At 64.3% G+C, this 26,136-nt stretch carries 25 protein-coding genes; 16 read left to right on the forward strand and 9 right to left on the reverse strand.

All coding sequences use genetic code 11. The features are described 5' to 3' along the window. Nucleotides 1–28 precede the first annotated feature (28 nt). From ftsY to dapF, 3 genes are all read right to left on the reverse strand, one after another. Nucleotides 29–1,249, reverse strand: a complete 1,221-nt coding sequence (gene ftsY / locus W911_RS01965) for a signal recognition particle-docking protein FtsY (protein WP_425277575.1) — start codon at nt 1,247–1,249, stop codon at nt 29–31. Further along, nucleotides 1,192–2,448: a tRNA (N(6)-L-threonylcarbamoyladenosine(37)-C(2))-methylthiotransferase MtaB gene (mtaB, locus tag W911_RS01970; protein ID WP_023785833.1), complete on the reverse strand. Its 1,257-nt coding sequence runs from the start codon at nt 2,446–2,448 to the stop codon at nt 1,192–1,194. Before mtaB ends, ftsY begins: the two co-directional genes overlap by 58 nt. Nucleotides 2,449–2,589: 141 nt before the next feature. Further along, nucleotides 2,590–3,492 carry a diaminopimelate epimerase gene (dapF, locus tag W911_RS01975; RefSeq protein WP_051388618.1) on the reverse strand — a complete coding sequence of 301 codons (903 nt, stop codon included), beginning with the start codon at nt 3,490–3,492 and terminating at the stop codon, nt 2,590–2,592. A 144-nt stretch (nt 3,493–3,636) separates the two neighbouring features. Here dapF and W911_RS01980 point away from each other — a divergent pair, with 144 nt between their 5' ends. Beyond that, nucleotides 3,637–4,803: a PQQ-dependent sugar dehydrogenase gene (locus W911_RS01980; protein WP_244438563.1), complete on the forward strand. Its 1,167-nt coding sequence runs from the start codon at nt 3,637–3,639 to the stop codon at nt 4,801–4,803. A gap of 12 nt (nt 4,804–4,815) precedes the next feature. On the opposite strand, the gene W911_RS01985 is transcribed toward W911_RS01980, so the two are convergent. Next, nucleotides 4,816–5,340, reverse strand: a complete 525-nt coding sequence (locus W911_RS01985) for an EF-hand domain-containing protein (protein ID WP_023785836.1) — start codon at nt 5,338–5,340, stop codon at nt 4,816–4,818. Between the two features lie 292 nt (nt 5,341–5,632). Between W911_RS01985 and ffh the strand changes: the two genes are divergently transcribed. The 5 genes from ffh (at nt 5,633) to rimM (ending at nt 9,273) form a co-directional block, all read left to right on the forward strand. Beyond that, complete coding sequence (gene ffh / locus W911_RS01990; protein WP_023785837.1) at nt 5,633–7,195, forward strand: signal recognition particle protein; 1,563 nt, start codon at nt 5,633–5,635, stop codon at nt 7,193–7,195. 57 nt (nt 7,196–7,252) lie between these two features. Then, a complete protein-coding gene (gene rpsP, locus W911_RS01995) occupies nt 7,253–7,642 on the forward strand; it encodes a 30S ribosomal protein S16 (RefSeq protein WP_023785838.1) in 390 nt (129 codons plus the stop codon). Nucleotides 7,643–7,934: 292 nt separating this feature from the next. Beyond that, the gene (locus tag W911_RS02000) at nt 7,935–8,120 is read left to right on the forward strand and encodes a hypothetical protein (RefSeq protein WP_023785839.1); all 186 of its coding nucleotides are present in this window, start codon (nt 7,935–7,937) and stop codon (nt 8,118–8,120) included. Between the two features lie 177 nt (nt 8,121–8,297). Further along, nucleotides 8,298–8,666: a hypothetical protein gene (locus W911_RS17990; RefSeq protein WP_023785840.1), complete on the forward strand. Its 369-nt coding sequence runs from the start codon at nt 8,298–8,300 to the stop codon at nt 8,664–8,666. Nucleotides 8,667–8,691: 25 nt separating this feature from the next. Beyond that, nucleotides 8,692–9,273: a ribosome maturation factor RimM gene (gene rimM / locus W911_RS02010; protein ID WP_023785841.1), complete on the forward strand. Its 582-nt coding sequence runs from the start codon at nt 8,692–8,694 to the stop codon at nt 9,271–9,273. Between the two features lie 21 nt (nt 9,274–9,294). Here the strand turns inward: rimM and W911_RS02015 are convergent, their stop codons facing one another. Next, nucleotides 9,295–10,563: an FAD-dependent monooxygenase gene (locus W911_RS02015; protein ID WP_023785842.1), complete on the reverse strand. Its 1,269-nt coding sequence runs from the start codon at nt 10,561–10,563 to the stop codon at nt 9,295–9,297. Between the two features lie 143 nt (nt 10,564–10,706). On the opposite strand from W911_RS02015, the gene tesB reads away from it, so the two are divergent. The 3 genes from tesB to W911_RS02030 all read left to right on the forward strand — a co-directional run bounded on the left by tesB (nt 10,707) and on the right by W911_RS02030 (nt 13,587). Further along, nucleotides 10,707–11,618: an acyl-CoA thioesterase II gene (tesB, locus tag W911_RS02020; protein WP_244438564.1), complete on the forward strand. Its 912-nt coding sequence runs from the start codon at nt 10,707–10,709 to the stop codon at nt 11,616–11,618. Nucleotides 11,619–11,858: 240 nt separating this feature from the next. Then, nucleotides 11,859–12,197 (forward strand): P-II family nitrogen regulator, encoded by a 339-nt coding sequence (locus W911_RS02025; RefSeq protein ID WP_023785844.1) that lies wholly within the window; start codon nt 11,859–11,861, stop codon nt 12,195–12,197. Nucleotides 12,198–12,240: 43 nt separating this feature from the next. Further along, nucleotides 12,241–13,587 carry an ammonium transporter gene (locus tag W911_RS02030; RefSeq protein WP_023785845.1) on the forward strand — a complete coding sequence of 449 codons (1,347 nt, stop codon included), beginning with the start codon at nt 12,241–12,243 and terminating at the stop codon, nt 13,585–13,587. A gap of 853 nt (nt 13,588–14,440) precedes the next feature. Here W911_RS02030 and W911_RS02040 read toward each other — a convergent pair. Then, nucleotides 14,441–15,010, reverse strand: a complete 570-nt coding sequence (locus W911_RS02040) for a L,D-transpeptidase family protein (RefSeq protein ID WP_425277599.1) — start codon at nt 15,008–15,010, stop codon at nt 14,441–14,443. 76 nt (nt 15,011–15,086) lie between these two features. Here W911_RS02040 and W911_RS02045 point away from each other — a divergent pair, with 76 nt between their 5' ends. After that, a complete protein-coding gene (locus W911_RS02045) occupies nt 15,087–15,773 on the forward strand; it encodes a response regulator transcription factor (RefSeq protein ID WP_023785848.1) in 687 nt (228 codons plus the stop codon). A 130-nt stretch (nt 15,774–15,903) separates the two neighbouring features. Continuing rightward, on the forward strand, nt 15,904–16,452 hold the full coding sequence (locus W911_RS02050; protein ID WP_023785849.1) for a Crp/Fnr family transcriptional regulator: 549 nt from the start codon (nt 15,904–15,906) through the stop codon (nt 16,450–16,452). A gap of 179 nt (nt 16,453–16,631) precedes the next feature. Here W911_RS02050 and W911_RS02055 read toward each other — a convergent pair whose 3' ends face one another. The 3 genes from W911_RS02055 to W911_RS02065 form a co-directional block, all read right to left on the reverse strand. Continuing rightward, nucleotides 16,632–17,558 (reverse strand): LURP-one-related/scramblase family protein, encoded by a 927-nt coding sequence (locus tag W911_RS02055; RefSeq protein ID WP_023785850.1) that lies wholly within the window; start codon nt 17,556–17,558, stop codon nt 16,632–16,634. A 146-nt stretch (nt 17,559–17,704) separates the two neighbouring features. Continuing rightward, a complete protein-coding gene (locus W911_RS02060) occupies nt 17,705–18,367 on the reverse strand; it encodes a YggS family pyridoxal phosphate-dependent enzyme (RefSeq protein WP_023785851.1) in 663 nt (220 codons plus the stop codon). Then, nucleotides 18,364–19,527 carry a Fic family protein gene (locus W911_RS02065; RefSeq protein WP_023785852.1) on the reverse strand — a complete coding sequence of 388 codons (1,164 nt, stop codon included), beginning with the start codon at nt 19,525–19,527 and terminating at the stop codon, nt 18,364–18,366. Before W911_RS02065 ends, W911_RS02060 begins: the two co-directional genes overlap by 4 nt. A gap of 375 nt (nt 19,528–19,902) precedes the next feature. Here W911_RS02065 and leuS point away from each other — a divergent pair, with 375 nt between their 5' ends. From leuS to W911_RS17090, 5 genes are all read left to right on the forward strand, one after another. Next, nucleotides 19,903–22,539, forward strand: coding sequence for a leucine--tRNA ligase (leuS, locus tag W911_RS02070; RefSeq protein WP_023785853.1), 2,637 nt, complete (start codon nt 19,903–19,905; stop codon nt 22,537–22,539). Beyond that, nucleotides 22,526–23,110 (forward strand): hypothetical protein, encoded by a 585-nt coding sequence (locus W911_RS02075; protein ID WP_244438566.1) that lies wholly within the window; start codon nt 22,526–22,528, stop codon nt 23,108–23,110. The genes leuS and W911_RS02075 overlap by 14 nt, the downstream gene beginning before the upstream one ends. A 3-nt stretch (nt 23,111–23,113) precedes the next feature. After that, nucleotides 23,114–24,157, forward strand: a complete 1,044-nt coding sequence (gene holA / locus W911_RS02080) for a DNA polymerase III subunit delta (RefSeq protein WP_023785855.1) — start codon at nt 23,114–23,116, stop codon at nt 24,155–24,157. A 73-nt stretch (nt 24,158–24,230) separates the two neighbouring features. Next, nucleotides 24,231–25,232, forward strand: coding sequence for an adenosine kinase (locus W911_RS02085; RefSeq protein WP_023785856.1), 1,002 nt, complete (start codon nt 24,231–24,233; stop codon nt 25,230–25,232). A 34-nt stretch (nt 25,233–25,266) separates the two neighbouring features. After that, a complete protein-coding gene (locus tag W911_RS17090; protein WP_144083483.1) occupies nt 25,267–26,010 on the forward strand; it encodes a COG3415 family protein in 744 nt (247 codons plus the stop codon). The last annotated feature ends 126 nt before the right edge of the window (nt 26,011–26,136 follow it).

Here is a 26,136-nt window from a genome sequence, read left to right on the forward strand (position 1 = left end):
GCTTACGCGGACTGGTGTTTCGGTGGTGTCAGATTTCTGCAATGGCGCGTGCGTAGTCCCCGGCAGAGAAGGCTTGAAGGTCGTCGATCCCTTCGCCGACGCCGATGGCGTGAACGGGAAGGCCATATTTTGCTGCGATGGCGACGAGGATGCCGCCGCGCGCCGTTCCGTCGAGCTTGGTCATGACGAGCCCGCTGACGCCTGCGCGCTTGCCGAACACGTCGACCTGCTGCAGCGCGTTCTGGCCGGTCGTCGCGTCAAGCACCAGCAGAGTGCTGTGCGGCGCATCCGGATCGAGCTTCTTGATGACGCGCACGACCTTTTCGAGCTCGGCCATCAGCCCCTCCTTGTTCTGAAGGCGGCCGGCGGTGTCGAGCAGGAGAACGTCGTAGCCGCCCTCTTTCGCCTCTTTCAGCGCGTCGAAGGCGAGGCCCGAGGCGTCGGCGCCGAGATCGCGCGAGACGACGGGCGCGCCGGTGCGCTCGCCCCAAACCTTGAGTTGGTCGATGGCGGCGGCGCGGAAGGTGTCGCCGGCGGCCAGCATCACGCGACGGCCTTCGCGGGTGAAGCGTGCGGCGAGTTTGCCGATTGTGGTCGTCTTGCCGGAGCCGTTGACGCCGAGCACGAGAATGACGTGCGGTTTCAAGCTGTCGTCGATGACGAGCGGCTGCGCGACGGGTTCCAGGACGCGCGCGACTTCATCTGCGAGGACTGCGCGCACCTCTTCCGGCGAGACGGCTTTGTCGAAGCGGCCTTTTGCGAGGGCAGCCGTGATGCGGGAAGCGGTTTCGATGCCGAGGTCGGCGCCGATCAGAACGTCTTCGAGGTCTTCGAGCGTTTCGTGATCGAGCTTCTTCTTGGTAACGAGGCCGGCGATGCTTTCCGTCAGACGCGACGACGTTTTCGACAGGCCAGCCTTGAGGCGGCCGAACCAGCCGACGCGCGCGGGCTCGGCTGCGGGTTCCGGTTCCGCGCTGGCGTCCAACTCAGTGACTTCGGGTTGGGACGGCGTTGCTGTCCCGGCCGGAGCGGGCGTTTCGGATTGGTCTTGTGGCGGCGGCGGTGCGGGGTTCGCGAAATCGCTCTCAGGCGTCGCAATGTCCGACGCGGTCTCCTCGGCGGGCGCCTCGGGCTCTTCCGCCGTTCCAAGCCAGCGGCTCAGAAACCCTTTCCGTTTCGGTGTGTCGGCCGTCACGCGTGGACCATCCCATTCAAGCGGCGGCCGTCGTGGCTGCCGAGCGTCGCCCACTGAAACGAGCCGATCAGTGCGGGCCGGTCGAGGCGCACTTCGGCGAAATGCGGTGTGCGGCCGAGGTCTTCGCGCTCCATCAAGATCTCCGTACGGCGACCGGCGAGGCGGTCGAGATAGTTGCTGTGGGCTGCTTCGCCTTTCGCGCGCAGGCGTGCGGCGCGTTCCTTGATGGCGGCGCGCGCGACTTGCGGCATGCGTGCGGCGGGCGTGCCTTTGCGCGGCGAATAGGGGAAGACGTGGAGGTAAGTGAGGCCGCACGTGTCGACGATGTCGAGCGTGCGTTCGAACATGTCTTCCGTCTCGGTCGGGAAGCCGGCGATCAGGTCGGCGCCGAACACGACGTCGGGGCGCAGGCGGCGAATTTCGTTGCAGAAGCGGATGGCGTCCTCGCGCAGGTGGCGACGCTTCATGCGCTTCAGGATCATGTCGTCGCCGGCCTGCATCGAAAGATGCAGGTGAGGCATCAGGCGCGGTTCGGACGCGATGACATCGATGAGATGCCGGTCGGCTTCGACCTGATCGATGGACGAGAGGCGAAGACGGCGGAGTTCGGGGACGTGCTTCAGGATCTGCTTGGCGAGCCGGCCGAGCGACATGCTGCCCGGGAGATCGGCACCGTAGGACGTCATGTCGACGCCGGTGAGGACGATCTCGGGATATCCGGCCTCGACGAGCCTCCTGGCTTGCGCGACGACTTCTCCGGCGGGCACCGAGCGCGAGGGGCCGCGGCCCATGGGAATGATGCAGAACGTGCAGCGATGATCGCAGCCGTTTTGAATTTGGAGGTAAGCGCGGGCGCGCGAGCCAAAGCCGTCGATCATGTGCAGCGCGGTTTCGCGTACGCTCATGATGTCGTTGACGGCGACGTCCGCCAACGTGTCGGTGGCGAGGGCCTTGAATGTTTCGGGTGCGAGCTTCTCCGCGTTACCGACGACGTGATCCACGCCCGGCATTTCCGCAAAGCGCTCCGGTTCGATCTGTGCGGCGCAGCCCGTGACGACGAGGCGCGCGCCGGGGCGCTCGCGCCGCAAGCGGCGGATGGTCTGCTCTGCTTGGCGAACGGCTTCGGCGGTGACGGCGCACGTGTTGACGATGATGCAATCGTCGAGACCTGCGTCGGAGGCGTGGCGGCGCATCACCTCGGACTCGTAAGTGTTGAGCCGGCAGCCAAGCGTCACGATCAGGGGTTCGGACATCGTTGTTCGGACTTCGGCTTGCGGATTTCCACTGGACTCTTCAGATCGCGATCATGCTCGTCGAAGTCTGATCGCTCTCTACGTCATTGATGAGACCAACAATTCTCGCTCCGAACCGATGAAGTCCGAGGCGCTCATCATCTAGGGCAAACGCTCGTGGGGGACAAGCGGCGGAGCCGGCGCGCGGTTCGCCGACAGAATGGCGTCAAGATCGCCTTCGTGTTCGATTTCCGCGGGGCCTGTCATGAGGATACGGTCGTCGGCCGTCCATTCTATGACGAGGGGGCCGCCGGGGAGCGTCACTGTGACCTTGCGGTCGGCCAGCCTTTTGCGCATGGCCGAGACGGCGGTTGCGCAGGCCGCCGTGCCACACGCGCGGGTGAGGCCCGCGCCCCGCTCCCAGGTGCGAATACGGATGGTATCGCGGGATTGAACGTCCGCGAGCGTGACGTTGACGCGCTCGGGAAACAGCGGGTGGTTCTCGATCATCGGGCCGAACCGCGCAAGATCGTAACTATCCACCGGCTTGTCGGTCCAGAATACGACGTGAGGATTACCGACGTTGACCACCGACGGGGAGTGCAGGATCGGCGCTTCGATGGGGCCGATCTGCAGCTCGATGGCGCGGGTATCGTGAAACGGCTCGGAGAGCGGAACGTCGGCCCAGCCGAAGCGGGGCTGACCCATATCGACCGTGATGTCGTCGCTGTTCTTCACGCCGACGTCGAGCAGGCCAGCGCGGGTTTCATAGCGGAATTCCGATCTTCCGGTGCCGAGGTGCTCAAGCCAGGCGATGCAGCGTGTGCCGTTGCCGCAGGCGGCCGATTCCGATCCATCGGTGTTGAAGATCAGAACGAATGCGTCCGTGCCGGGTGTTCGCGCCTTGTGGAGCACCATCATCTGGTCGAAACCTGTGGCGGGATTTTCCGCGACGGCTCTCACGTCCTGAGGCTTCAGTGGGCCGCCCCCGCGACGGAAATCGACGACGACAATCTCGTTGCCGAGGCCGTTCATCTTTACATAGCGGGTGGGGGCGGATGTCATGACGCGACTATATGGGTGAAGCACCGTCAAAAGACAAATAGCGTGGTTTTCGCTTTTCTAATCGTGAACATGCCGAGACCCCTCGGAATACGGCGGGAACGCCTTAAATAATCCCAGACCCTAAAACAAGACATGAGGTTTCCGATGCGCTTTCGCCCAGGCACCGTTGCTCCCGTTTTGTTCCTGATGGCCGTTCCGATGCTCGGCGCGTTCTCCGCAATCGGCGCGCAGACCAACGCACCGGCCGCACCGAAGACGGCGATTATGTTGACGCAGGTTGCGGAAGGTTTGGAGCGGCCGTGGGGACTGCAGTTCCTGCCGGATGGGCGCTATCTCGTGACGGAGCTTCCGGGCCGGCTCAGGGTCGTGGGCAAGGACGGCTCGCTCGGCGCGCCGATTACCGGCGTGCCGGAGGTGTACGCAAAGAACCAGGGCGGTCTGCTCGATGTGGCCCTCGCGCCGGATTACATCGACAGCGGAACGATTTTCCTCTCGTTCAGCCAACTGCGCGGTAACGGTGCGAGTGCCACGGCGGTTGCGCGCGGCAAGCTCACGCTCGACGGCGCAAGCGGCAAGCTCACGGATGTGAAAGTGATCTTCCAGCAGGAGCCTCCCGTTCCCGGCAGCGACCGCCATTTCGGATCGCGCATCGTGGTCACGCCGGATGGAAATCTGTTCGTGACCACGGGCGACCGCGGCGACCGACCGGACGAGGCACAGAACCCGGCGAGCACCATCGGCAAGGTTCTCTACATCACGCAAGACGGAAAGCCGGCGCTTCCGAGCCCGGCAGGAGAGGGATGGAATCCGCTCGTCTGGTCCATCGGACATCGCAGCGTGCAGGGTGCGGCGTACGATGCGGACAAGGGCGTGCTGTGGACGGTGGAGCACGGGCCGCAGGGTGGCGACGAACTCAATCTCACCGAGAAGGGCAAGAACTACGGTTGGCCCGTGATCACGTACGGCATCGATTATTCGGGCGCGAAAATCGGCGACGGCGTTCAAGAAAAAGAGGGGCTGGAGCAGCCCGTCTATCACTGGACGCCGTCCATCGCGGTGTCGGGCGTGTTGCTCTATACGGGCGATCTGTTTCCGGAATGGAAGGGCAACCTGCTCGCGGGTGCGCTCAAGTACATGCAGGTGCAGCGCCTCGTGATCGAGGACGGCAAGGTTGTGCAGCACGAAGTCGTCGCCGACGACATCGGCCAGCGCGTTCGTGACGTGCGGCAAGGGCCGGACGGCGCCGTCTATCTGCTGACCGACGAGCGCAACGGGCGCATCGTGCGTATGGAGCCCGCCGCGACCGAGTGACGTTCGCCCCCGTTAGCGGCCGGGGATGCCAGCGCCCGGCGAAGTCCGCGGCATCGACTGATCGACGTCCTTGGGCTTCGGCTGGACCGCATCGTGGACCTGTACGGTCTCGGTGCGGTCGATGCGGCAGTCCTGGTTGCGGTCGAGCAGCTTGAAGGCGACGTTGTGCGTGCCGGTCATTTCCTGGAGCGTGACCTTGCCGTCCTTGTTGGCGTCGTAATAGGGGAGCTTGGCGACTTCGAAGAGCCGGTCGCTGCGGGCCATGGCGGCGTATTCCTCCGCGTCGAGGAAGCCGTCGCCGTTGGCATCGTGCTCGCGGAACATGATGCCGAGATACTGGATCCACTCGTCGCAGGTGACGTCGCCGTCCTTGTTGAGGTCCCAGGTCTGGGCGGCGCTGATGAAGGTGCGGTCGAAGTCGTTGGTGCTGCCGAACGGGTTGCCGCCCCCGCCGCCGATCGATGAGCAGCCGCCCGCTGCGAGCATGGGCATCAGAACCAATGAAGCCGCCCGACGAAGGCTGCGTCGCTCAGACATGAAAATTCCTCCCCAGGGGCTTCGGCCCCATTTTCGGAGGGGGCCGCTCCCCTGGCCCCCGCTCCCTTGCCCCCAATCGGCGCGGGAATTATGGTTTTCGTGCGCCCTGAAGGGCGGAGATCGTTGACAGGGCGCATCCGATCGGAGAAGGTGCGGCCACTTCAAACGGCCCTGTTTCTCAGAGCCGCCGCCCTGCACATGGTGCCGCGAGATTGCACCGGGAGGCAGGGGGGTCAACACCCGACAGCGCGTCGCGCCCTCGGGTGCTTTGGTGTTTTGCAGAAGGATCGTGATGTTTCAATCGCTTTCGGACCGGCTGTCGGGCGTTTTCGACAAGCTTACCAAGCGTGGCGCCCTCACCGAGAGCGACGTGGCGGAAGCCATGCGCGAGGTGCGCCGCTCCCTGATCGAGGCGGACGTGGCCCTCGACGTGGTGCGGGACTTCACGGACAGGGTGCGGGCCAAGGCGATCGGCCAGGAGGTTCTGCGCTCCGTTACGCCCGGCCATATGGTCGTCAAGATCGTTAACGACGAACTGATCCGGACGCTCGGTTCCGAAGCCGCGCCGATCGATCTCCACGCGAGCCCGCCCGTCGCGATCCTGATGGCGGGCCTGCAGGGCTCCGGCAAGACGACGACGACCGCCAAGATCGCCTGGCGCCTGACCAACCGGGACAAGAAAAAAGTCCTGATGGCGTCGCTCGATACGCGCAGGCCGGCCGCGCAAGAGCAGCTTCGCGTGCTCGGCGAGCAGACGGGCGTGGCGACGCTTCCGATCGTTGCTGGCCAAGGCCCGCTCCAGATCGCGAAGCGGGCGATGGAGGCTGCGCGTCTCGGCGGTTACGACGTCGTTATCCTCGATACCGCCGGCCGCACGACGCTCGACGAAGAATTGATGACGGAGGTCGCGGAGGTTCGCGACGCCACGCAGCCGCACGAGATCCTGCTCGTTCTCGACAGCTTGACCGGCCAGGATGCCGTCAACACCGCGAAGGCGTTCGATTCCCGGCTCGGCATCACCGGCACCGTGCTGACGCGCGCGGACGGCGACGGCCGCGGCGGTGCTGCGCTCTCCATGCGCGCCGTCACCGGCAAGCCGATCAAGCTGCTCGGTACCGGCGAAAAGTGGGATGCGCTCGAAGACTTCGATCCCGAGCGCGTTGCCGGACGCATCCTCGGCATGGGCGATATCGTGGGCCTCGTCGAGAAGGCCGCGCAGACGATCGACGTCGAAAAGGCGAAGTCGATCGCCCAGAAGATGAAGAAGGGCGAGTTCGACCTCGAAGACTTGTCCGAGCAGCTCAAGCAGATGGAAAAGATCGGCGGCATGGGCGGCGTGCTCGGGATGCTGCCCGGCATGGGCAAAATGAAAGCCCAGCTCAACGCCGCCAATCTCGACGACAGCATCGTGAAGCGTCAGCGCGCGATCATATCCTCGATGACGCCCAAGGAGCGGCGGCATCCGAAAGTGCTCGACGCCAAGCGCAAGCGGCGTATTGCGGCCGGTTCCGGCACACGCGTCGAGGATGTGAACAAGCTCGTTAAAATGCATCGCCAGATGGCCGACATGATGCGCGCCATGGGCAAGAACAAAGGCATGATGGCGCGGATGTTCGGGATGGGCGGCGGTGGCGGGCCTTCCGAAGCCGAGCTTGCCGACATGCAAAACGAACTCGCGAGGCTCGATCCGAAGGCGCTCGCGCAGCTGCCCGACGATCTCAAGAGTTCTCTTCCGAAAGGATTACCTGGACTGGGCGGCGGCGTTCCGCGGCTTCCCGGTCTTGGCGGCGGACTGCCGGGTCTCGGCGGTGCGCTCCCGAAGTTCCCCGGCGTGCCGGGAAAGAAAAAGAAGTGACGAATTCGGGCGGTGCGCCGCCCGGCATCAAATGACATAGAGAAAGGATTTCACGTCATGGCAGCCAAGATCCGTCTTTCGCGCGGCGGCGCAAAGAAGCGCCCGTACTACTACGTCGTCGTGGCCCACAGCACGGCACCCCGCGATGGCCGTTACATCGAGCAGATCGGTACCTTCAACCCGATGCTGCCCAAGGATAACCCCGAGCGCGTGAAGCTGATCGAGGATCGCTGCAAGCATTGGCTCTCGGTCGGGGCACAGCCGACGGACCGCGTGCTTCGTCTGTTCGACGGCGCAGGACTTCTGAAGCGCGATGCGCGCAACAACCCGCAGAAGGCCCAGCCGAAGAAGAAGGCCCAAGAGCGCGCGGCTGCGAAGGCCGAAGCCGCCGCCAAGGCCGCCGAAGCCGCTGCCGGTGGTGACGAGGGCGCGGCCGCCGAGGCATAAGCCTGGCTGCATCGGTCCGACGTATGACGACGTTACGCGCAGGCATGCGGCATTCGCCGCGTGCCTGTCCGCGCATTTGGGGGCGAGCGAAACATATTCGCATCAGGTCGCGCGCTTTTGCGATTCTCCGCGCCCCGAGCTCTCGAAGCCACACACGAATTGCCTTAGCCTCACCCATGGCTGTCCTGCTTTGGGGGTTGGCAGCCATCATGTGCGGCGAACGAGGGGTGTAGGGGCGACGGCCGGCTGGCGCCGGGCGGGATGCGTCCCTGCAGCACACGGGGGACCTTCCATGGCTTCTTTGAGGACCGATCTCAGCGACGACGAGGCAGCTTGGTGGGACCGGCGCTCCAATGCGCTGGTTCGCGGAAGCGAGCTGCTGGACGAAAAACCGGATACCGACACGTGGACCCGGGAGGAGCGCCGTCTGTGGATCTATGCGCTCGCCATCGGCAATCGGATCGAGCGCCTGCAATAGCGGGTGGGCGCCGTGCCGGGCGTTCCACATGGCTGGATTTAAGGATGCAGAACGCTAGCGGCTGCCCTTTCTGCAATCCGTAGTAGATATTCGTACATCTGATACAATCGGATGTACGGAGGATCTCGTGGTCGAGGTTGCCCCGCGTCCGGTCCGGGTGCAGGCGGGCAATCGGCAATGATCGACGAGGGTGTCTACGGGTTGAGCTTCGAGGCTCCTGATATCCCGGGGGGAGGACGCTCCGCTTCCGGCGAAGGGCTCGCCGTTTTCCGCGGGGGGCTCATTCTTGGCTCCGACCCGCACGGGGGTGTTTTCCGAGGCCGCTACCATTATGATCCGGCCTGCGGCGAGGCGGTGGTCGAGGTTCAGCTCGCCATTCCACCGCACGGTGTTCTGCTGACGGGTCTTGCCGTGGGGCCGGAGGGCGCGTTCGTCGATGTGTCGGGGCGTTTCTGTCCGCGACATCCGATTTCTTCAGCGGTGGTCGACATCGCGGGTGCGCCGGTGGCGGTCGAGCTCCGGTTCATGGGACCCCTCGCGAAATAACGAGAAAAACGGCAGCGATCTATCGATGACAGATGAAGACAACCGGCCGGACAACGGCGGCGCGGCGCGGCGCGTGCTGCTCGGGCATATCACGGGCGCACACGGCATTCGCGGCGCGGTGCTCGTGCGCAGCTACACGGCGGAGCCTAGCGCAATCGCGGATTACGGGCCGCTCGAAGACGAGGGGGGAAGCGCGACGTTCACGCTGTCCGTCGAGGGCGGTACGGCGAAGGGCGTCATCTGCCGGGTTGCGGGTGTCGATGACAGGAACGGCGCGGAGCGTCTCAAGGGCGTGGCGCTTTATGTGCCGCGCGATCGCTTGCCGCCGCCGGACGACGGAGAATATTACCATACGGATCTCGTCGGGCTCGCGGCTGTCACGGAGGCAGGCGTGGCGCTGGGTGAGGTGGTCGCGGTGCTGAACTACGGGGCAGGCGACATTCTCGAAGTGCGGCCCGAGGGAGCAAAGCGGACCGACCTCTATCCGATGACCGAAACGGTCGTCGTGCGCGTGGACATCGCGGGTGGCGTGATCGTGATTGCGCCACCTGAGGAGGTGGATGCGGGCGACGCGAACGGAGATGCGGTTGCAGGTGACGAACCGTGAGCGTTTTCGGACGCAGGTGCGTTAGAGCCGTTCGGCCTTGAACAGGCGTGGGAGGTCGCCGGTGAGGCCGGCGGCTTCCGCGACGAGGCGGCGTTTTATCTCCGGCATACGATCCACGAGACCCAGGCCGAAATCGCGGGCGGCGCGAAGCAACAGCCAATCGTTGGAGAACAGCCGATTGAGGCCGTCGAAGGCCGCCGCCGACATAGCTGAATCGAACCGCCGCCAGCGTTCGTAGCGGCCGAGCGCTTCGAGGCTGCCGGGGTCGAGGCCGAGCCGCAGGCTGTCGGCGACGATCTCGGCAAGGGCCGCGACATCGCGAAACGCAAGGTTCACGCCTTGGCCCGCGATGGGATGGACACCGTGCGCAGCGTCGCCGACGAGCGCGAAGCGCGCCGCTGCGTAAGCGCGTGTGAGGTGCGTTGCGAGCGGCCAGGACTGACGTGGCCCCGCGAGTGTGAGGGCACCGAGGCGGCCGGCGACACGCGTTTCGACCTCCGCGAGGAAGCCTGCGTCGTCGAGCGCGAGGATGCGTTCGGCTTCGGCGGCGTCCTCGGTCCAGGTGAGGCAGGCGCGGTTGCCGGGAAGTGGCAGGATGGCGAAGGGGCCGGCTGGCAGGAAGTGCTGGATGGCGCGGCCCTCGTGCGGGCGGTCGTGCGCGATGGTCGTGACGATGGCCGTCTGGCCGTGGTTCCAGCCGACGGTCTTGATGCGTGCGCGGTCGCGGGATGGCGAGCGGCGGCCCTCGGCGCCGACGAGGAGTTGCGCCTGGAGCTTGCGGCCGTCGTCCAGCGTGATGGACATGCCCGCGCCGGTGTCCGCGAATTCGGCGATGCCGGCCGGCGCGAGGACGGTGATGTTCTCCGACGATGCGACGGCGGCCGAGAGCGCGCGTTCGAGCGCGGGAGCGGGCACGATGTGGCTTGCGGTCTCGCGGGCGGCCGTCGCTTCGCCCTGTTCCAGGTGATTGTCGTAGGTCAGCAGGATCGGGCGGACGCCCGCGTCGAGGCTCGAATCCGTGATCTGGATTTCGGTGACGGGTTGCGAGACGGCGGCGACGTCGCCCCAGACTCCGAGCGTCTCCAACATGCGCCGCGCTCCGGCGGACAGGGCGAAGGCGCGTGCGTCGTCCGTTGCGGACGGCGACGCGGTGCGCGGCTTGAGATCCACGATCGCGATGCGGATCTCATCGCCAAAAGCCGTGACCAGCGCGCGTGCCAAAGCGAGGCCCGCGAAGCTCGCGCCTGAGATGACGACGTCAAAGCGTGTTGTGGATGTCGCGTCGGTCATGGTGTCGGGCGGTGCGATGATCGGGCCAATGGGTGGAGCGAAGAAGGATCGGCATGCGATGGGTCGCCGCGCCGGTCTTGACCGGGTTGGAGGCGCAGCCCATCGTCGTCCTCTGTCGATAGCATCAAATGCAGGGAAGCTCCATGTCACGCGACATGCTTGGCGGACGGACGGACGGTCAGAGCGCACTCGACGAACTCGTGGGTCTGCTCGATCTCGAACCGCTGGAGGTCAACCTGTTCCGCGGACTGAGCCCTCAGGTGGGCCGGCAGCGCGTGTTCGGCGGGCAGGTGCTGGGCCAGGCGCTGGTGGCGGCCGTGCGGACGGTGGACGAGCCCAGGACCGCCCATTCGCTGCACGCCTACTTCCTTCTGGGCGGCGATCCCGACATTCCCATTCTCTACGAGGTGGAGCGTACGCGCGACGGCGGCAGCTTTTCCACGCGGCGGGTGAAGGCGATCCAGCACGGGCGCGTGATCTTCACCATGAGCGTCTCCTTCCAGAAGCACGAAGAGGGCTACGAGCACGCGCTCGATATGCCTGACGTGCCGGCTCCGGAGGCGCTTCCTTCTGCGTTGGAACTGATGGAGCGGCTCACGGATGCGATGCCCGACAACATGCGGAGCTACCTGCAGCGGGCGCAGCCCGTCGATTTGAGGCCCGTGGACGTTTCCCGGTATCTTGCGCGGGCGCCGCAACCGCCGCAGCAGTCGATCTGGCTCAAGGCTAACGGCACGCTGCCGGACGATCCGAGCCTGCATCAGTGCGTGCTCGCCTATGCCTCCGATTTCACGCTGCTCGATACGGCGCTGATCGCCCACGGCAAGCTGTTGTTCGACGAGGACGTGCAACTCGCGAGCCTCGATCATGCGCTGTGGCTCCACCGTCCGTTCCGCGCGGACGAGTGGCTGCTTTACGTTCAGGACAGTCCAAGCGCTTCGGGTGCGCGCGGGTTCTGCCGGGGCAGCTTTTTCACCCGGAACGGGCGGCTCGTTGCGTCCGCGGCGCAGGAAGGGCTGATCCGCAAGCGCCAGACCGATTTTGTGGTCAAATAGCAGGCAAACCTCGTTCATTGCATAAGTTTTGAGCACCGGATGGGCCCGAGAATGCCCGTCCGGCGGCCGTTCGTTTCTAAATTCTGAACAAAATCAGCCTTCTATTCGCCGCATTCGGAGTTGGCACAGCTCTTGACTCTGTACTTGCCGATTGCTGCCGGGTTCCCGGCGGCATGCATGTCGGAGGCCTGTCTCGCGTCACCAGACATCGGGCGGGACGAAACCAAGGGGTGCTCTCCAATGAAACTCATCACTGCCGTCATCAAGCCGTTCAAGCTGGAGGAGGTGCGGTCGAGCCTGACCGATATCGGCCTGCAAGGCATGACGGTCACCGAAGTCAAAGGCTACGGCCGCCAGAAGGGCCACACGGAAGTCTACCGCGGCGCCGAGTACGCCGTGAGCTTCCTTCCGAAAATCAAAATCGAAGTCGTCGTGGCCGATGCGCTCGTCGACAAGGCTGTCGAAGCGATCGTGAAGGCCGCCAAGACCGGCCAGATCGGCGACGGCAAGATCTTCGTCTCGTCGATTGAACACACCCTGCGCATCCGCACGGGGGAATCGAATGACGCGGCGCTCTGAGATGCGGCTCGCTCACACGTTGGATGACAGGGGAGTTCACCACATGAAGGAAAGTTTGTTCTCGCGCTCGACGCTGGCCCTTGCGGCCGGTCTCGCGCTCACGCTCGTGGCCGGGCCCGGCTTCGCGCAGGAGGTCATTGCGCCCGCAGCACCGGCAGCGGCTGCGGCTGCTGAACCGGCACTCAGCGCCGGCGATACGGCGTGGATGCTGACGTCGACCGTCATCGTTCTCATGATGGCCATTCCCGGTCTCGCGCTCTTCTATGCCGGCATGACGCGCAAGAAGAACGTGCTCAACACGGTCGCGATGGTGTTTGCCGCCGTCTGCGTTCTCTCGGTGACATGGTTCGTGATCGGCTACTCCATCGCCTTCGGCGACGGCGGGGCGCTCAATGCCTACACGGGCGGCCTCGACAAGCTGTTCCTCGGCCATCTGACGAAGGACGCGATGTCGGGCACGATCCCGGAGTCGCTCTTCATCGTGTTCCAGATGACGTTCTTCGCGATTACGCCGGCGCTCATCGTCGGGTCGATCGTCGAGCGCATGAAGTTTTCCAGCCTGCTCATCTTCCTCGTGCTCTGGAGCCTCATCGTTTACGCGCCCATCTGTCACTGGGTGTGGGGCGGCGGCTTCCTCTCGGAAGACGGCGTGCTCGACTTCGCGGGCGGCACGGTCGTTCACATCAACTCGGGTGTTGCGGGTCTCGTTGCCGCTCTCGTGCTTGGCCGCCGCAAGGGCTACGGCACGGAGAACCTCGCGCCGCATAACCTCGTGCTAACGCTGATCGGCGCTTCGCTGCTGTGGGTCGGCTGGTTCGGCTTCAACGCAGGCTCTGCCGCTGCTGCCAACGATACGGCCTCGATGGCCGCACTCGTCACGCAGATCGCTGCCGCTGCCGGTGGTCTCACCTGGATGGTCGCCGAGTGGATCTTCCATCGCAAGCCGACGGTGCTGGGCGTGACGTCCGGTGCGATCGCCGGTCTCGTCGGCATCACGCCGGCTGCCGGTTTCGTCGATCCGATGGGCGGTCTCTTCATCGGCATCGGTGCGGGCTTCGCCGCCTTCTTCTTCTCGACGGTCGTCAAGAAGGCGATGGGCTACGACGAGAGTCTCGACGTGTTCGGCGTGCACGGCATCGGCGGCATCGTCGGTGCGATCCTTACGGGCGTGTTCGCTGTCGAAGCCATCGGCGGCACGGCCGGCCTGCTCGAAGGCAACTTCGCTCAGGTCTGGATCCAGATCTACGGCATCCTTGCCACGATCATCTGGTGTGCGCTCGCCACCTTCGTGATCCTGATCGTGCTCAAGTACACCATCGGCATCCGCGTGCCGGAGCCGGTGGAGGTCGAAGGTCTCGACGTCAACCTGCACGGCGAGGTGGTGCACTAACCCTCGACGTCCTGTCGGCGGGGTGGCCCCGGGGTCCAAGAACCCCGGGGCTATTTTTTGTTTTCGTACGCATTTTTTTCCGAACACAAGTTGCGAGAGGCTTCGGAAAAGGAGCCGGGCGCCGGTGGATGGCCGCGCCACTTGGCGCGGGCGCGCAGTCGCGCGCCGAGCGCTGATGCGCTGCGTTTCGTTTCGTACGCAAGTTGCGAGAAGCTTCGGATAAGAGGCCGGGCGCTGGTGGATGGCCGCGGCACCTGCCGCGGGGACGCGGTCGCGTCCCGAGCGCCGGCGCGCTGTTTTTTGTTTTCGGACACAAGTGGCGAGAGGCTTCGGAAAAGGAGTGTCGTGCTTGTGGATGGCCGCCGCAGTCCATGCGGAGCATGGCTCCGCCACGACCGCCGGGTCGCGTTGCTCCCGGGCTGCACTGCTCAAAAACCAAGCCGGAGATGACAGGTTGCCTAGATTCTATGCGGCTAGGAATTGCGCCGTGAAACAGCAACTTCAATGTTTTCAGCAATTTCAGTGCTTTGATCGCTTTGAACGGGCTGGCATGGCTCTTGAAACCAGATGAGCGATGGGCCTGTCGCGTGCAGCCGGGTCGGGCGAGTTGGCTCTTCGGCCGGCAGGTTCTCACCGAGATCTTCTCCCGAGCACGCGTCTCCCCTAGACGTGCTCCAAACTGGCCCGGCAAAAAGCCGGGCCTTTTTTTGTTTTCGTACGCCAGTGTCGAGAGGCTTCGTTCAAAGAACGTTGTGCTCTGTGGATGGCCGGCGCACTTGCGCCGGGCGCCCTTGGCGCCAGAGGCCTTTCAGGCCTGGGCAGCCATTGGTCGGACAAGAGTTGAGAGATCATCTCAGACGACGACGAGGCGAGTGTGGCGGTCGATAAGGGGCAGAAGCTTCAGGAGGTCGCGGCGGGCGAGGGCGACGCAGCCTTCTGTGGGGGCGAGACCTTCGCCGGCGACGTGCAGAAAGATCGCGCTTCCTCGTCCGCGCCTGCGAGGCAGGCGATTGTAATCAAGGACAACGAAAACGTCGTAGAGGCCGTCCGTGCGCCAGAGCTTTTCGGCGCTCGCAGGGTAAGGGTGCGTGACCGCCCGATTGTAATTTCGGTCGGTTGCTGCATCGCACCATCCGTCGTCCGTTCGGGTCGTGGAGAGCGGGAGTGCCGTGTGGGGGCGGCGCAGCTTATCGGCTCGATAACGGGCGCTTTCGAGCCGAAACCGGCCGCGTGGAGTTGCGCCGTCGCCCTCGCGCTTCGCGGTCAGGATGCCGCCGCGCCCGAGAGCGCACCGGAAAACGAGATTGCCGCACGCGAGCCAACCCCGCTGGCTGCGCGGGTTCAGGGTCCGGACGACGATTTTGCGCACTGCGATGGCGGTCCCCTTTTTCCGCTGGGCGCGGACCGTTGCGGGGCGCCGGATCACGCACTCTACCTCAGTCCGGGGACAGGTGCTAAGAGGGGTGCGCCCTTCAACCCTACGATTGGAGCCCGATGCCATGAGTGCCGCACGCAAGATCCTGCTCGTCGACGACGACGAGGATCTCCGCGGGTCTCTTCAAGATCAGCTGGATTTGCACGACGAGTTCGACGTGTCGGTGGCGGGGACGGCAGGGGCCGGGATCGAGGCCGCCAAGAGCGGGCATCCCGATCTCGTGGTGTTCGACGTCGGGCTGCCGGACATGGATGGGCGGGAAGCGGTGCGGCTGTTGCGGAAGGGCGGCTTCAAAAGCCCGATCATCATGTTGACGGCCAACGACAGCGATGCCGACCAGATCCTCGGTCTGGATGCAGGCGCCAACGACTATGTGACCAAGCCGTTCAAGTTCGCCGTGCTGCTTGCACGCATCCGCGCGCAGCTCCGCCAGCACGAGCAGAGCGAGGATGCCGTTTTCACGATCGGGCCCTACACGTTCAAGCCGGCGTCGAAGCTTCTGGTGGACGACAAGGGCGGCAAGGTTCGCCTCACCGAAAAAGAGACGGCAATTCTCAAGTATCTCTACAGGACGGGCGACAAGGTGGTTTCGCGTGAGACGCTGTTGCACGAGGTGTGGGGTTACAATGCAGGCGTAACGACACATACGCTCGAAACGCATATCTATCGTCTGCGTCAGAAGATCGAGAAAGACCCGTCTAATGCGGAAATTCTCGTCACCGAAACGGGCGGCTACAAACTCTCGGCGTAAACAGGTTGTTCACGTGCAATTAACAGGCGTATACGAGTGCCTGGACCGGATGGGCCGAATCACCGGAGCCTGAGACCAGTTTTCAACCGCCGTGCGGGCGGTGTCGTGCTGGTTTTGCGGGGTTCTTACGATGGCACTCGATGCGCTTGTGCTTCCTCTTCTCAACGTGCCCCTGTTCCAGGGGCTGAAGCCGCTTCAGCTCACCGAAATTGCGCGGCGCGCGGACCGCATCGTCTACAGGCCGGGCGACGTGATCGTGGCGGCCAACGCCGAGCCGGATGCGGCGGTGCTGGTCGTGTCGGGCGAGGCGGTGCGGACAGAGGGGCCGGGCCTCGGCGACGGTGCGGAGGCGATCCCGGCGGGCGCGCTCATCTCCGAGATGACGATGCTGATCGAGACCGCGTGCACGTCGACAGTCGTGGCGCGCACGCCTGTGCGTGCGCTCAGGATCACGCGGTCTGAGATGCTCGCGCACATGACCGACGATCCGACGCTCGCCGATCATTTCATCGAGAAGATTTCAGGCCGGCTCAATACATTTGTGACGGGTCTCAAGGAGATCGACAGCTCGCTCGTTGCCATCGCGGGAGAAACACCGGCCGGTGAATTGCCGACGCCCGCGCAGACACAGCAGCAGGCGCAGATTGTCGATGATGCGGCAACGGTAACTCTCCACTGAGGCTTCATCCCGCCATGCCGCGGAGGCTGGCATCCCGATGCGGCGAAACTCGGAAGCGTGTCTGGGCCCCGGCCTTCGCCGGGGTGACGTCCAGGTGGTGGTGAGCGATTTCATACGAAATAAGAAAAAGGCCAGAGTCCTGCTCTGGCCTTTTTCGTTTCTGGCTCGATGTGCGATCGTCAGCGGATGCGGCGCGGGTTCATGTAGAGGTCGGATTCCTGTCGCTCCAACGCGGGTTCGATCTTGCCCGCGAGCATGTCTTTGTAGAGCCGCTTCATATGGCGGCGCGCGTCGCAGTTGAAGATCAACGTGGCGCCGAACAGCTTCATGATTGTCAGCAAGCGCCGATCCGCTCCCGCGCGGACCTGGCCTTTCCACTTGCCACCGATGGAGAACACGCGGCCGTCGAGATAGCCCGCGACCTCGCCGTGCTGATCGATCAGCGTGTAATCGCCGCCAAGATTGATGAAGGCGCGCTTCAATCTGTAGAACTGCGGCTTGCCGTCCTTGCCGATGATGAAGAACGAGAAGTTCTCCGGCATGAACGGCCACTTGTTGGCCGAGCGTTCGAGATAGACGATGTAGTTGTCGCCGTCGTCGGTGTTGATCGAATACGTCATCACCGGCATGCCGCGCGCACCGATGGTCTGCTGCAGCGAGCGGCCGATCATGAGATCCATGGTCGCGCGCCAGTTGAGCTTGTCGGTGAAGAGGCGGAAGACGAGGCGCTTGTGCATGCCCTCGGCCTTCTTCCAGGCGTCCTCGCGATAGCCGAACAGGCCGGTCCGCTTTCCGTCCTCGATGATCTCGCCGAAGATGTCCATGTCGGTCGTGAACTGGCGCGACTTCGCGCGGTTGCGCGTGTGGCGATAAAGCCCGAACTCGATCCAGTTGAAGTTCGTGATCCAGATGTCGACGGTGAAGCGGTTCCACTCGTCCTTCGCGCGCTTCGAAACTTTCTTTTTGCTCTTGGCGCGCGTTGGTGCGGGGGCTGCCGGTGTGGTTGCGGCGGCCTCTTTCAGCGCTTCTTCGTGGGCGTCACGTGCGGCTTCGGCGGCTGCGGCTTCGGCCTTTGCGTCGACCACCTTGAGGGCGGGTGCGTTCATGCCGGTCTCCCTGCGTCATCTCGGGTTCGCGCGAATCACGCGGATGGCGAAACGCTAGCATCCGGCTCGGAGCGACGGCGGGGCGGGAGGCGCGCAGTCGTGGAAAAGCTGTGGGTAGTTGTGGGGATAGATCTGTTCGGTATGGGTCAGCGGGCGCCGAAAATGGCCGAGCCGACGCGGACGTGCGTCGCGCCGAAGCTGGCTGCGGTTTCGAAATCGCTGCTCATGCCCATGCTGAGTTCGGGGAGGCCGAGGTCGCGGGCGAGCTTCGCCAGAAATGCGAAGTGGACGGCGGGTTCCTCCTCGACGGGAGGGATGCACATGAGGCCCGCGATTTCGAGGCCGAGGTCGTCCCGGCAATGAGCGACGAAGGCGGCGGTCTCCTTCGGCATGATGCCGGCCTTTTGCGGCTCCTCGCCAGTGTTGACCTCGACGAACAGCTTGAGGCGCTTCTCCTGGCGCGCCTGCTCCTCGGCAATGGCGCGCGCGATCTTCGGCCGGTCCACGGTGTGGATGGCGTCGAACAGGGCGACGGCCTCGCGCGTCTTGTTGGATTGTAGCGGGCCGATGAGGTGGAGCTCGATGTCCGGATAGTGCGCGCGCAGCTCCGGCCATTTCGCCTTGGCTTCCTGCACGCGGTTTTCGCCGAACATGCGCTGGCCCGCTTCGAGGACCGGGAGAATGTGCTCGGAGCCGAACGTTTTCGAGACTGCGATCAGGTTGACTGCGGCTGGGTCGCGGCCCGCCGCGCGCGCGGCTGCGGCGAGGCGCGTCTCAATGTCGGCGAGGGTGTCGGTGACAACGGTCATACGGTGGTTCCCGGATAGCGCTCGAACTCGTGGTCGTCCGAGCCAAGCAGCTTCATGTATTTGCGGTGGATGAAGAGCTTGTCGCGGCCGACCTTCTCCTCATCCAGGACGCCGATTGCGGCGAGTTGCTTCAGATAGCGCGACGCTGCAACGCGTTTCGCGACGCCACGATCCACCAGATGACCGATGCGTGTGTAGGGCTGGGCGAAGATCGTCTGGATCAGCTCCCACGAATAAATGCTGCTTGCGTTGGCGTTCACGTAAGCGGCTGTGTTCGTCATGAGGTCGCGAATGGCGCGGATGTGCGCGTTTGTCCATGTCGCAGTCGTTTCGACCGCGGTCAGCATGTAGAGCACCCAGGGTTCCCACTCGCCGCGCTGCGTTACGCCCTGCAGGAGCGCGTAGTATTGCCCCTTCGTGCGAACGATGTGGCGGCTGAGGTAGAGAGTCGGAATATCGAGCAGGCCCGCCTGGATGAGTGTCAGGATGTTGAGGATGCGGCCTGTGCGGCCGTTGCCGTCGATAAAGGGGTGAATGGCCTCGAACTGGTAGTGCAGGACGGCCATGCGGACGAGCGGGTCGATGTCGTCCGGTCCGTTGGCGTATTGCTCCCAGTTGGAGAGCAGACCACGCAGTCTGTCGGCGCCTTGGGGCGGCGTATAGATGACCTCTCCGCTGAAGGAGTTGCGTAGCGTCGTGCCTGGGGTCGATCGGACATCGAGATCGACGCCTTTGATGTGGCTGCAGAGGTCGATGGCCGTTCGTGCGCCAAGGGGCCGCGACTTCAGGGACTGAGCACCGAGGTAGATCGCGGCGCGATAGCGTAGCGCCTCCTTGGCCGCCGGATCGTTTCCGTCGTCGCTATGGCTGGCTTCGCGAAACAGCGCGTCGTTGGTTGTGACGATGTTCTCGATCTCGGAGCTGTCCTTGGCTTCGAGCAGGGGGATCGTGTTGACGAGGACGGATTGGTCGGGAATGTCGCGGCCCGCCAGACGCAGTTCGGCCACGGCGATGCGGGCCGGCATCGTCGCCTTCAGAATGGCTTTGGAGTCGAGTTCGGCTGCTGGCGGCAGCGGGGGCAAGTCATTGAACGGCTTGCTCGGGTCGCAGGCGGTGCGGAGCGGCGGCCAGCCCGAGTTTTTCCTGGTGAGGTCTTCCACAGCCGTTTCTCTTCTCGCGTTCTCGAAACGTGTTCGCTCAGGGCGATTTTGTGAACATATGGGTTGTGATATGCGCGTTCGGTGCGCATATCAAGGTCGATATGTTCCATAAGTTGTGATTTTGGAACATAGCTGCGAGGGTATGTGCATCCGGAGATCGTTTCTCGGCGCACGTGTTCACAAAAGTGATTTTTGTGAACATACCTGGCCCGATATGTTTATGGGAAGCACACGACGATCCATACATGTCCCTACAAGCGGGAGATGCGAACATATCGTGGGTCGACGCGGCTGCTGCGTCGCCTTGACCGCACTCCCCCTTTCGGGCTCAGTACCGCCGAATTCCTCAAGATCCCAAGAGCACGAATCCTCTCCATGACGACCGAACGGTACGACGCGCCGGCGCGCGAGAAGCATTGGCAAAAGGTTTGGGAGGAGGGCGAGATTTTCCGCGCCTCCGATGACCAGACGCGGCCCAAGTCCTATGTGCTGGAGATGTTCCCCTACCCCTCGGGCCGCATCCACATGGGGCACGTGCGCAACTACGCCATGGGCGACGTGTTCGCCCGCTACAAGCGGGCGCGCGGCTTCAACGTGCTCCATCCGATGGGCTGGGACGCCTTCGGCATGCCGGCCGAAAACGCCGCCATCGAGCGCAAGACGCATCCCGCGACGTGGACGTACGCCAACATCGAGACGATGAAGGGCCAGCTCAAGTCCATGGGGCTCTCGCTCGACTGGAGCCGCGAGATCGCGACGTGCAGCCCCGATTACTACCAGCATCAGCAGAAGCTGTTTCTCGATCTCTATGCGAAGGGCCTTGCCTACCGGAAGTCCTCCAAGGTCAACTGGGACCCGGTGGATCACACGGTGCTCGCGAACGAGCAGGTGATCGACGGACGCGGATGGCGTTCGGGCGCGCTCGTGGAACAGCGCGAGCTGACGCAATGGTTCTTCAAGATCACCGACTACGCCGAAGAGCTGCTCGCCGCGCTCAAGACGCTCGACAAGTGGCCGGAGAAGGTGCGCCTGATGCAGGCGAACTGGATCGGGCGCTCGGAGGGCACGCTCGTGCGCTGGGCGCTCGATGCCGAAGGCGCGCCTCAGGGACACAACGAACTCGAAATCTACACGACGCGGCCCGACACGCTGTTCGGCGCGTCGTTCATGGCGATTGCGCCGGATCACCCGCTCGCGAAGGCTGCTGCCGAGACGAACCCGGAGCTTGCGGCATTCTCCGAGGAATGCCGGCGGCTCGGGACTTCGGTTGCCGATCTCGAAACGGCGGAGAAGCGCGGGTTCGACACCGGCATTCGCGCGGCGCATCCGTTCGATCCGGATTGGAAGCTGCCCGTCTATGTCGCGAACTTCGTTCTGATGGACTACGGGACGGGCGCGATCTTCGGGTGTCCCGCAGGCGATCAGCGCGACCTCGACTTTGCGCGCGCGTACGGTCTACCCGTGATCCCCGTCATCCTGCCGCCGGGCGCGGATGCGGCGACGTTCGCCATCGGGGAAGACGCCGTCGACGGTGACGGCACGATGATCAATTCGCGCTTCCTGGACGGTCTTTCGACGAGCGAAGCGTTCGAGGAAGCGGCGACGCGCCTCGAAGGCATGAAGCTCGGCAAAAAGCCCGTGGGCCAGCGCAAAGTGAACTTCCGTTTGCGCGACTGGGGCATCTCGCGGCAGCGCTATTGGGGTTGCCCGATCCCCATCGTGCATTGCGAGGCGTGCGGTGTCGTTCCGGTTCCGGCCGCCGAACTGCCGGTCAAGCTTCCGGAAGATGCCAGCTTCGACAAGCCCGGCAATCCGCTCGACCGGCATCCGACATGGAAGCACGTGCCGTGTCCGACGTGCGGAGCGCCGGCGCGGCGCGAAACCGACACCATGGATACCTTCGTCGACAGCTCCTGGTATTTCGTGCGCTTCACCGCGCCTCAGGCCGATCAGCCGGTCGACAAGCAAGCGGCGAGCTACTGGCTGCCGGTCGATCAATACATCGGCGGTATCGAGCACGCGATTTTGCATCTGCTCTATTCGCGCTTCTTCTTCCGGGCCATCGCGGATACGGGCCACGGCTCGCGCGAGCTTCGCGAACCGTTCGGCGCGCTCTTTACGCAGGGCATGGTCACGCACGAGACGTACAAGTCGGAAGGCGGAAGCTGGCTCCTGCCGAGCGAGGTGCGCTTCGACGGAGAGGGCGCTGCGCGGACTGCGGTCGAGATCGCATCCGGGACGCCAGCCACGATCGGCTCCATCGAGAAGATGTCGAAGTCGAAAAAGAACCTGGTCGATCCCGACGACATCATCGCGGGATGGGGTGCGGACTGCGCGCGCTGGTTCATGCTGTCCGACAGCCCGCCCGAGCGCGACGTCGTGTGGACGGAAGCGGGCATCCAGGGGGCCGGGCGCTTCGTTCAGCGCACCTGGCGGCTCGTGGACGAAGTCGCCCGTCTCGCCGCGCCTGCCGGGGCACCGCGCCCCGCCGATTTCTCGGCCGAAGCCACGGAGCTTCGCCGGGCTGCGCATAAAGCCGTTCATGCCGTGGGGCAAAGCATCGAGGCCTTGCGCTTCAATGTGGCCGTCGCTCAGATCTATGAATTCACGAACGTTCTTTCGGGACATCTTGCGAAGTCTCAGGGCGCGGGCAAGACGAGCGAAGATTTATCGTGGGCTTTGCGGGAAGCGGGCGAACTATTCGTGCAGATGATCGGGCCTATGATCCCTCATCTCGCCGAGGAATGCTGGGCGCGGCTCGGATACAACACTTTGCTCGCCAATCAGCCTTGGCCGGCCGTGGAATCCGGGTTGCTCGTTGACGATAAGATCACCATTGCCGTACAGGTGAATGGCAAGCGCCGCGACGAGCTTTTGATCGCCCGTGACGCCAAGGAAGACGAGGTTCGGGCCGCTGCGCTCAAGCTCGAAGCCGTGGTACGGGCCCTTGAAGGCAAAGAGCCCAAAAAGGTCATCGTCGTGCCGCAGAGGATTGTGAATGTCGTTGCCTGAGGCAGGGACCATGCGTTCGAGCGGCAACAAACCAACCGTCGTAAATCGCCGCACAGCCTCCCGGCTGTTGCTGGCCGCGGCGCTCGTTGGGCCGTTCGTGGCGGCGTGCGGCAACGGCGGGTTCCGCCCGCTTTACGGCTCGGCAGCATTCGGCGGCGCGGCTGCCGACGAGCGGCTCGCCGAGGTTGCGGTGGCGCCGATCCCCGGCCGCGTCGGGCAGCAAATCCGCAATGAGCTGATCTTCCATTCGACGGGCGGCGGCGGCGAGACCAAGGAGCCGCGGCTTCGGCTTGATGTGGCGATCCGCGAAAGCGTGACCTCGACCCTCGTGCAGAGCGACGGCGACAGCCGCGGCCAGGTGTTCAACATCGAGGCGAGCTTCCGGCTGATCCAGGTTACGGACAACAGCGTGGTGCTCACCGGCACGAGCTACGGCCGTGCAGGCTTCGAGCGCTATCAGTCGATCTTCTCCAACGTGCGGGCACGCGAGGACGCCGAGAACCGCGCCGCCAAGGTGGTGGGCGAGGATCTGAAGGCGCGTCTCTCCGCTTATCTCGCAGGCTCCGCTTAGGGCATGGTTGCCGTCAAGGCGCATCAGGCCCAGGCGTTTCTCTCATCTCCCGATCCCAAGATTCGTGCGGTGCTGTTCTTCGGCTCCGATGTCGGGCTTGTGGCGGAGCGCGCGGCTGCGTTCGCAAAATCCTCTGCGGCGCGCACCGATCCGGCGGGAGAGCTGCTTCGCTTGGACGACGCCGACCTCGACGGAAACCCGGAGCGTCTCATCGTGGAACTCGGCACGGTGCCGATGTTCGGGGGCCCTAAGATCGTGCGTGTCACGGCGGGGCGGCGCATCAACGCTGCCGCGCTGCGGCCGCTGATCGACGACGCGGCTCTCGAAGGGATGCTGATCGTTGAAGCGGGGAATCTCAAACCCGACGAGGCGCTGCGCGCGCTGTTCGAGAAGGCTGCCGTTGCTGCTGCCGTCGCCTGCTATGCGGACGCGGCCCAGGATCTCGAAGCGCTCATCCGCGACATGGTGCGGGCTGCTGGAACGTCGATTTCTGCGGATGCGCGCCACGCGCTGGTGGAGCGGCTCGGAGCGGACCGTGCGCTCTCGCGGGGCGAGATCGAAAAGCTGCTGCTTTATGTCGGCAGCGCGCGAGAGATTACACTCGATGACGTGGAGGCCGTGGTCGGCGACGTTTCCGAACTCGCGCTTGAGCGGATCACGTTCGCCGCGGCTGCGGGAGACACATCGCGGGCCGTGGGCGAGTGCGGCCGGGCGGTTTCGTCAGGCGAAAGCCCGCAAGCGATCATTGCCGCGCTTCAGCGGCATTTCCAAAGGCTGCATCGGGTGCGCGCCGCTGTGGACAGCGGGAGCACGCTGGATGATGCGCTGCGCCGAATGCGGCCGCCGCTGCATTTCAAGCAAAAGGATGCCTTCGCGGCGCAGTGCCGGCTCTGGACCTCGGCACGGCTGACCGACGCGCTCGGCAGGATCTCGACGGCGGCCAAGGCGGCGCGGCTCACAAGCGCGCTGGAGGAGGCTTTGTCCGAGCGGCTCGCGATTGGGCTTGCGATGATGGCACGCGAGGGATCGGGCCGGGATCGCCGGTAGCCGCGCATCCGTTGCGCAGCGGGCCGCGGTGCCTATAGTGCGCGCTTCAATTTCGGGACGAGGGAGACACGTTATGCCAGGCACGAAATACGATGTTGCCGCGATCGGCAATGCCATCGTGGATATCATCGGCCGCTGCGAGGACAGCTTCCTCGACAAGCACGCGGCGCCCAAGGGGCATATGCGCCTGGTCGATGCCGCGACCATCGACACCATCTATGCGGACATGGGTCCTGGGGTTGAGATCTCCGGCGGCTCCGCGGCGAACACGGCTGCGGGCGTTGCGTCTCTCGGCGGGCGCGGGGCGTTCATCGGCAAGGTGGCGAGCGACGAATTCGGTCGCATCTTCCGCCACGACATCCGTGCGGCGGGCGTCGCGTTCGAGACGCCGGCGGCCGAAAACAGCGCGCTTGCGACGTCGCGCTCGCTGATCCTCGTGACGCCCGACGGGCAGCGGACGATGAACACGTATCTCGGCATCAGCACCGAATTCAATCAAAGCGATGTCGATGCGGCGGTAATCGAGGCGTCGCGCATCGTCTATCTCGAAGGATATCTGTTCGATCGCGAAGAGGCGAAGGGGGCCTTCCGTGAGGCGCTCGCCATTGCGAAGGCAGCGGGACGGCAAGTGGCGCTGACGCTTTCGGATTCGTTCTGCGTGGACCGGCACCGGGCGGAGTTCCTGGCGCTGATCCGGGCGGGCATCGACATTCTGTTCGCCAACGAGAGCGAGATCCTTTCGCTCTACGAAACGACGAGCTTCGACGAAGCGGTGCGGCACGTCTCGCGTGATACGAAGCTTGCCGTGCTGACGCGCAGCGAGCAGGGATCGCTGGTGGTCTCGGAGGGCACGCCTATTCAGATCGCGCCCGACCCGGTGGCGAAGGTGGTGGATACGACAGGTGCGGGCGATCTTTATGCGGCCGGGTTCCTGTTCGGGCTGGCACGCGGAGACGACTACTCGGCGGCGGGGCGCTTCGGCAGTTTCGCAGCTGCCGAAATCATCGGGCAGATGGGTGCGCGGCCGGAGGTGAAGCTGTCTCATCTTGCGCGCATGCGCGGGCTGCTCGGCTGACGGCAACCGGCTCCGTCGCGCGGCGGCGTGGCTCATGAAGGGGGGGTGTAAGGGAATTCCTTATGCCCCCTTTTTGTTCGCGAGCCCATACAAGGCGGAGAATCATTTTCGCAACAGATATAAGCCTGATGACGTTTCTTATTGGGTTTCCTACTTTTTCTCCTTTGCAATGCGCGTCGATAGTCCTCAGGATTCGTTAAATCGAATCACGAGGGATGGATCGATTTTCATGTCTTCCGCAACCGGCCGCCGCGGCCGGCCCAAAGGCAGCGGCCTCGACGATCGCGCACAGCTTAGGCGCATCGAGGCGTTGCTCGATGCCGAGCCGGGGCTGAGGCCCACCACGGCGATCAAGTCGCTCGGCATTTCCGATCCGTCCACGATCCGGCGGCTCCGGGACAAACTTAAAGATCATGCTCCGTCAGGCGCCGCATCGGTGCCGTCCGGCCGTGGTCCCCAGTCGCCCACCGTTTCCGCTCGCGATGTTCGCCCGGTTAAACCGGATGCGCATTCCGAGCCGCCTTCGCTGGCCCAGGCCGGCGGTCTTGTCGAAGTGTCAGAGTTGGGTCAGGGCGCGTCTCCGGCCCCTTGGTTTCTCGATTGGTATGCGTTCGGCCTTTCGGCGGTTTCGAGCACGTTCGAGGCGCAGATGGCCTTCATGGACGATCTACTTCATGCACCACACGTCGAGCACGCGTTGCGTCATCAGCTTCTGCTGAACGAAGTGGCGAAAGCGTTCTGTCCTAAGCGTCCGGATATCCGATCACGTTTGCACTGATCATTGCCAAACCAACACGACCTCAGGCCGCCCCCAAGCGGCCTTTTTTCATTTTTGTTTTCGTACGTAAGTTGAGAGAAGCTTCGGATAAGGGGCCGGGTGCGGGTTGAGGGCCGCGGCACTTGC

Source organism: Hyphomicrobium nitrativorans NL23, from assembly GCF_000503895.1.
GTDB lineage: Bacteria > Pseudomonadota > Alphaproteobacteria > Rhizobiales > Hyphomicrobiaceae > Hyphomicrobium_C > Hyphomicrobium_C nitrativorans.

Coding starts and splice junctions, on each gene's coding strand:
- tesB (WP_244438564.1), top strand. CDS start 10,707: ATGTCACGCGACATGCTTGGCGGACGGACGGACGGTCAGAGCGCACTC.
- dapF (WP_051388618.1), bottom strand. CDS start 3,492: ATGACATCCGCCCCCACCCGCTATGTAAAGATGAACGGCCTCGGCAAC.
- W911_RS02055 (WP_023785850.1), bottom strand. CDS start 17,558: ATGAACGCACCCGCCCTCAAGGTGGTCGACGCAAAGGCCGAAGCCGCA.
- W911_RS02000 (WP_023785839.1), top strand. CDS start 7,935: ATGGCTTCTTTGAGGACCGATCTCAGCGACGACGAGGCAGCTTGGTGG.
- rpsP (WP_023785838.1), top strand. CDS start 7,253: ATGGCAGCCAAGATCCGTCTTTCGCGCGGCGGCGCAAAGAAGCGCCCG.
- W911_RS01980 (WP_244438563.1), top strand. CDS start 3,637: ATGCGCTTTCGCCCAGGCACCGTTGCTCCCGTTTTGTTCCTGATGGCC.
- W911_RS02030 (WP_023785845.1), top strand. CDS start 12,241: ATGAAGGAAAGTTTGTTCTCGCGCTCGACGCTGGCCCTTGCGGCCGGT.
- holA (WP_023785855.1), top strand. CDS start 23,114: ATGGTTGCCGTCAAGGCGCATCAGGCCCAGGCGTTTCTCTCATCTCCC.
- W911_RS02050 (WP_023785849.1), top strand. CDS start 15,904: ATGGCACTCGATGCGCTTGTGCTTCCTCTTCTCAACGTGCCCCTGTTC.
- W911_RS02045 (WP_023785848.1), top strand. CDS start 15,087: ATGAGTGCCGCACGCAAGATCCTGCTCGTCGACGACGACGAGGATCTC.
- W911_RS02060 (WP_023785851.1), bottom strand. CDS start 18,367: ATGACCGTTGTCACCGACACCCTCGCCGACATTGAGACGCGCCTCGCC.
- W911_RS17990 (WP_023785840.1), top strand. CDS start 8,298: ATGATCGACGAGGGTGTCTACGGGTTGAGCTTCGAGGCTCCTGATATC.
- mtaB (WP_023785833.1), bottom strand. CDS start 2,448: ATGTCCGAACCCCTGATCGTGACGCTTGGCTGCCGGCTCAACACTTAC.
- ffh (WP_023785837.1), top strand. CDS start 5,633: ATGTTTCAATCGCTTTCGGACCGGCTGTCGGGCGTTTTCGACAAGCTT.
- W911_RS17090 (WP_144083483.1), top strand. CDS start 25,267: ATGAAGGGGGGGTGTAAGGGAATTCCTTATGCCCCCTTTTTGTTCGCG.
- W911_RS01985 (WP_023785836.1), bottom strand. CDS start 5,340: ATGTCTGAGCGACGCAGCCTTCGTCGGGCGGCTTCATTGGTTCTGATG.
- W911_RS02075 (WP_244438566.1), top strand. CDS start 22,526: ATGTCGTTGCCTGAGGCAGGGACCATGCGTTCGAGCGGCAACAAACCA.
- leuS (WP_023785853.1), top strand. CDS start 19,903: ATGACGACCGAACGGTACGACGCGCCGGCGCGCGAGAAGCATTGGCAA.
- W911_RS02015 (WP_023785842.1), bottom strand. CDS start 10,563: ATGACCGACGCGACATCCACAACACGCTTTGACGTCGTCATCTCAGGC.
- rimM (WP_023785841.1), top strand. CDS start 8,692: ATGACAGATGAAGACAACCGGCCGGACAACGGCGGCGCGGCGCGGCGC.
- W911_RS02025 (WP_023785844.1), top strand. CDS start 11,859: ATGAAACTCATCACTGCCGTCATCAAGCCGTTCAAGCTGGAGGAGGTG.
- W911_RS02085 (WP_023785856.1), top strand. CDS start 24,231: ATGCCAGGCACGAAATACGATGTTGCCGCGATCGGCAATGCCATCGTG.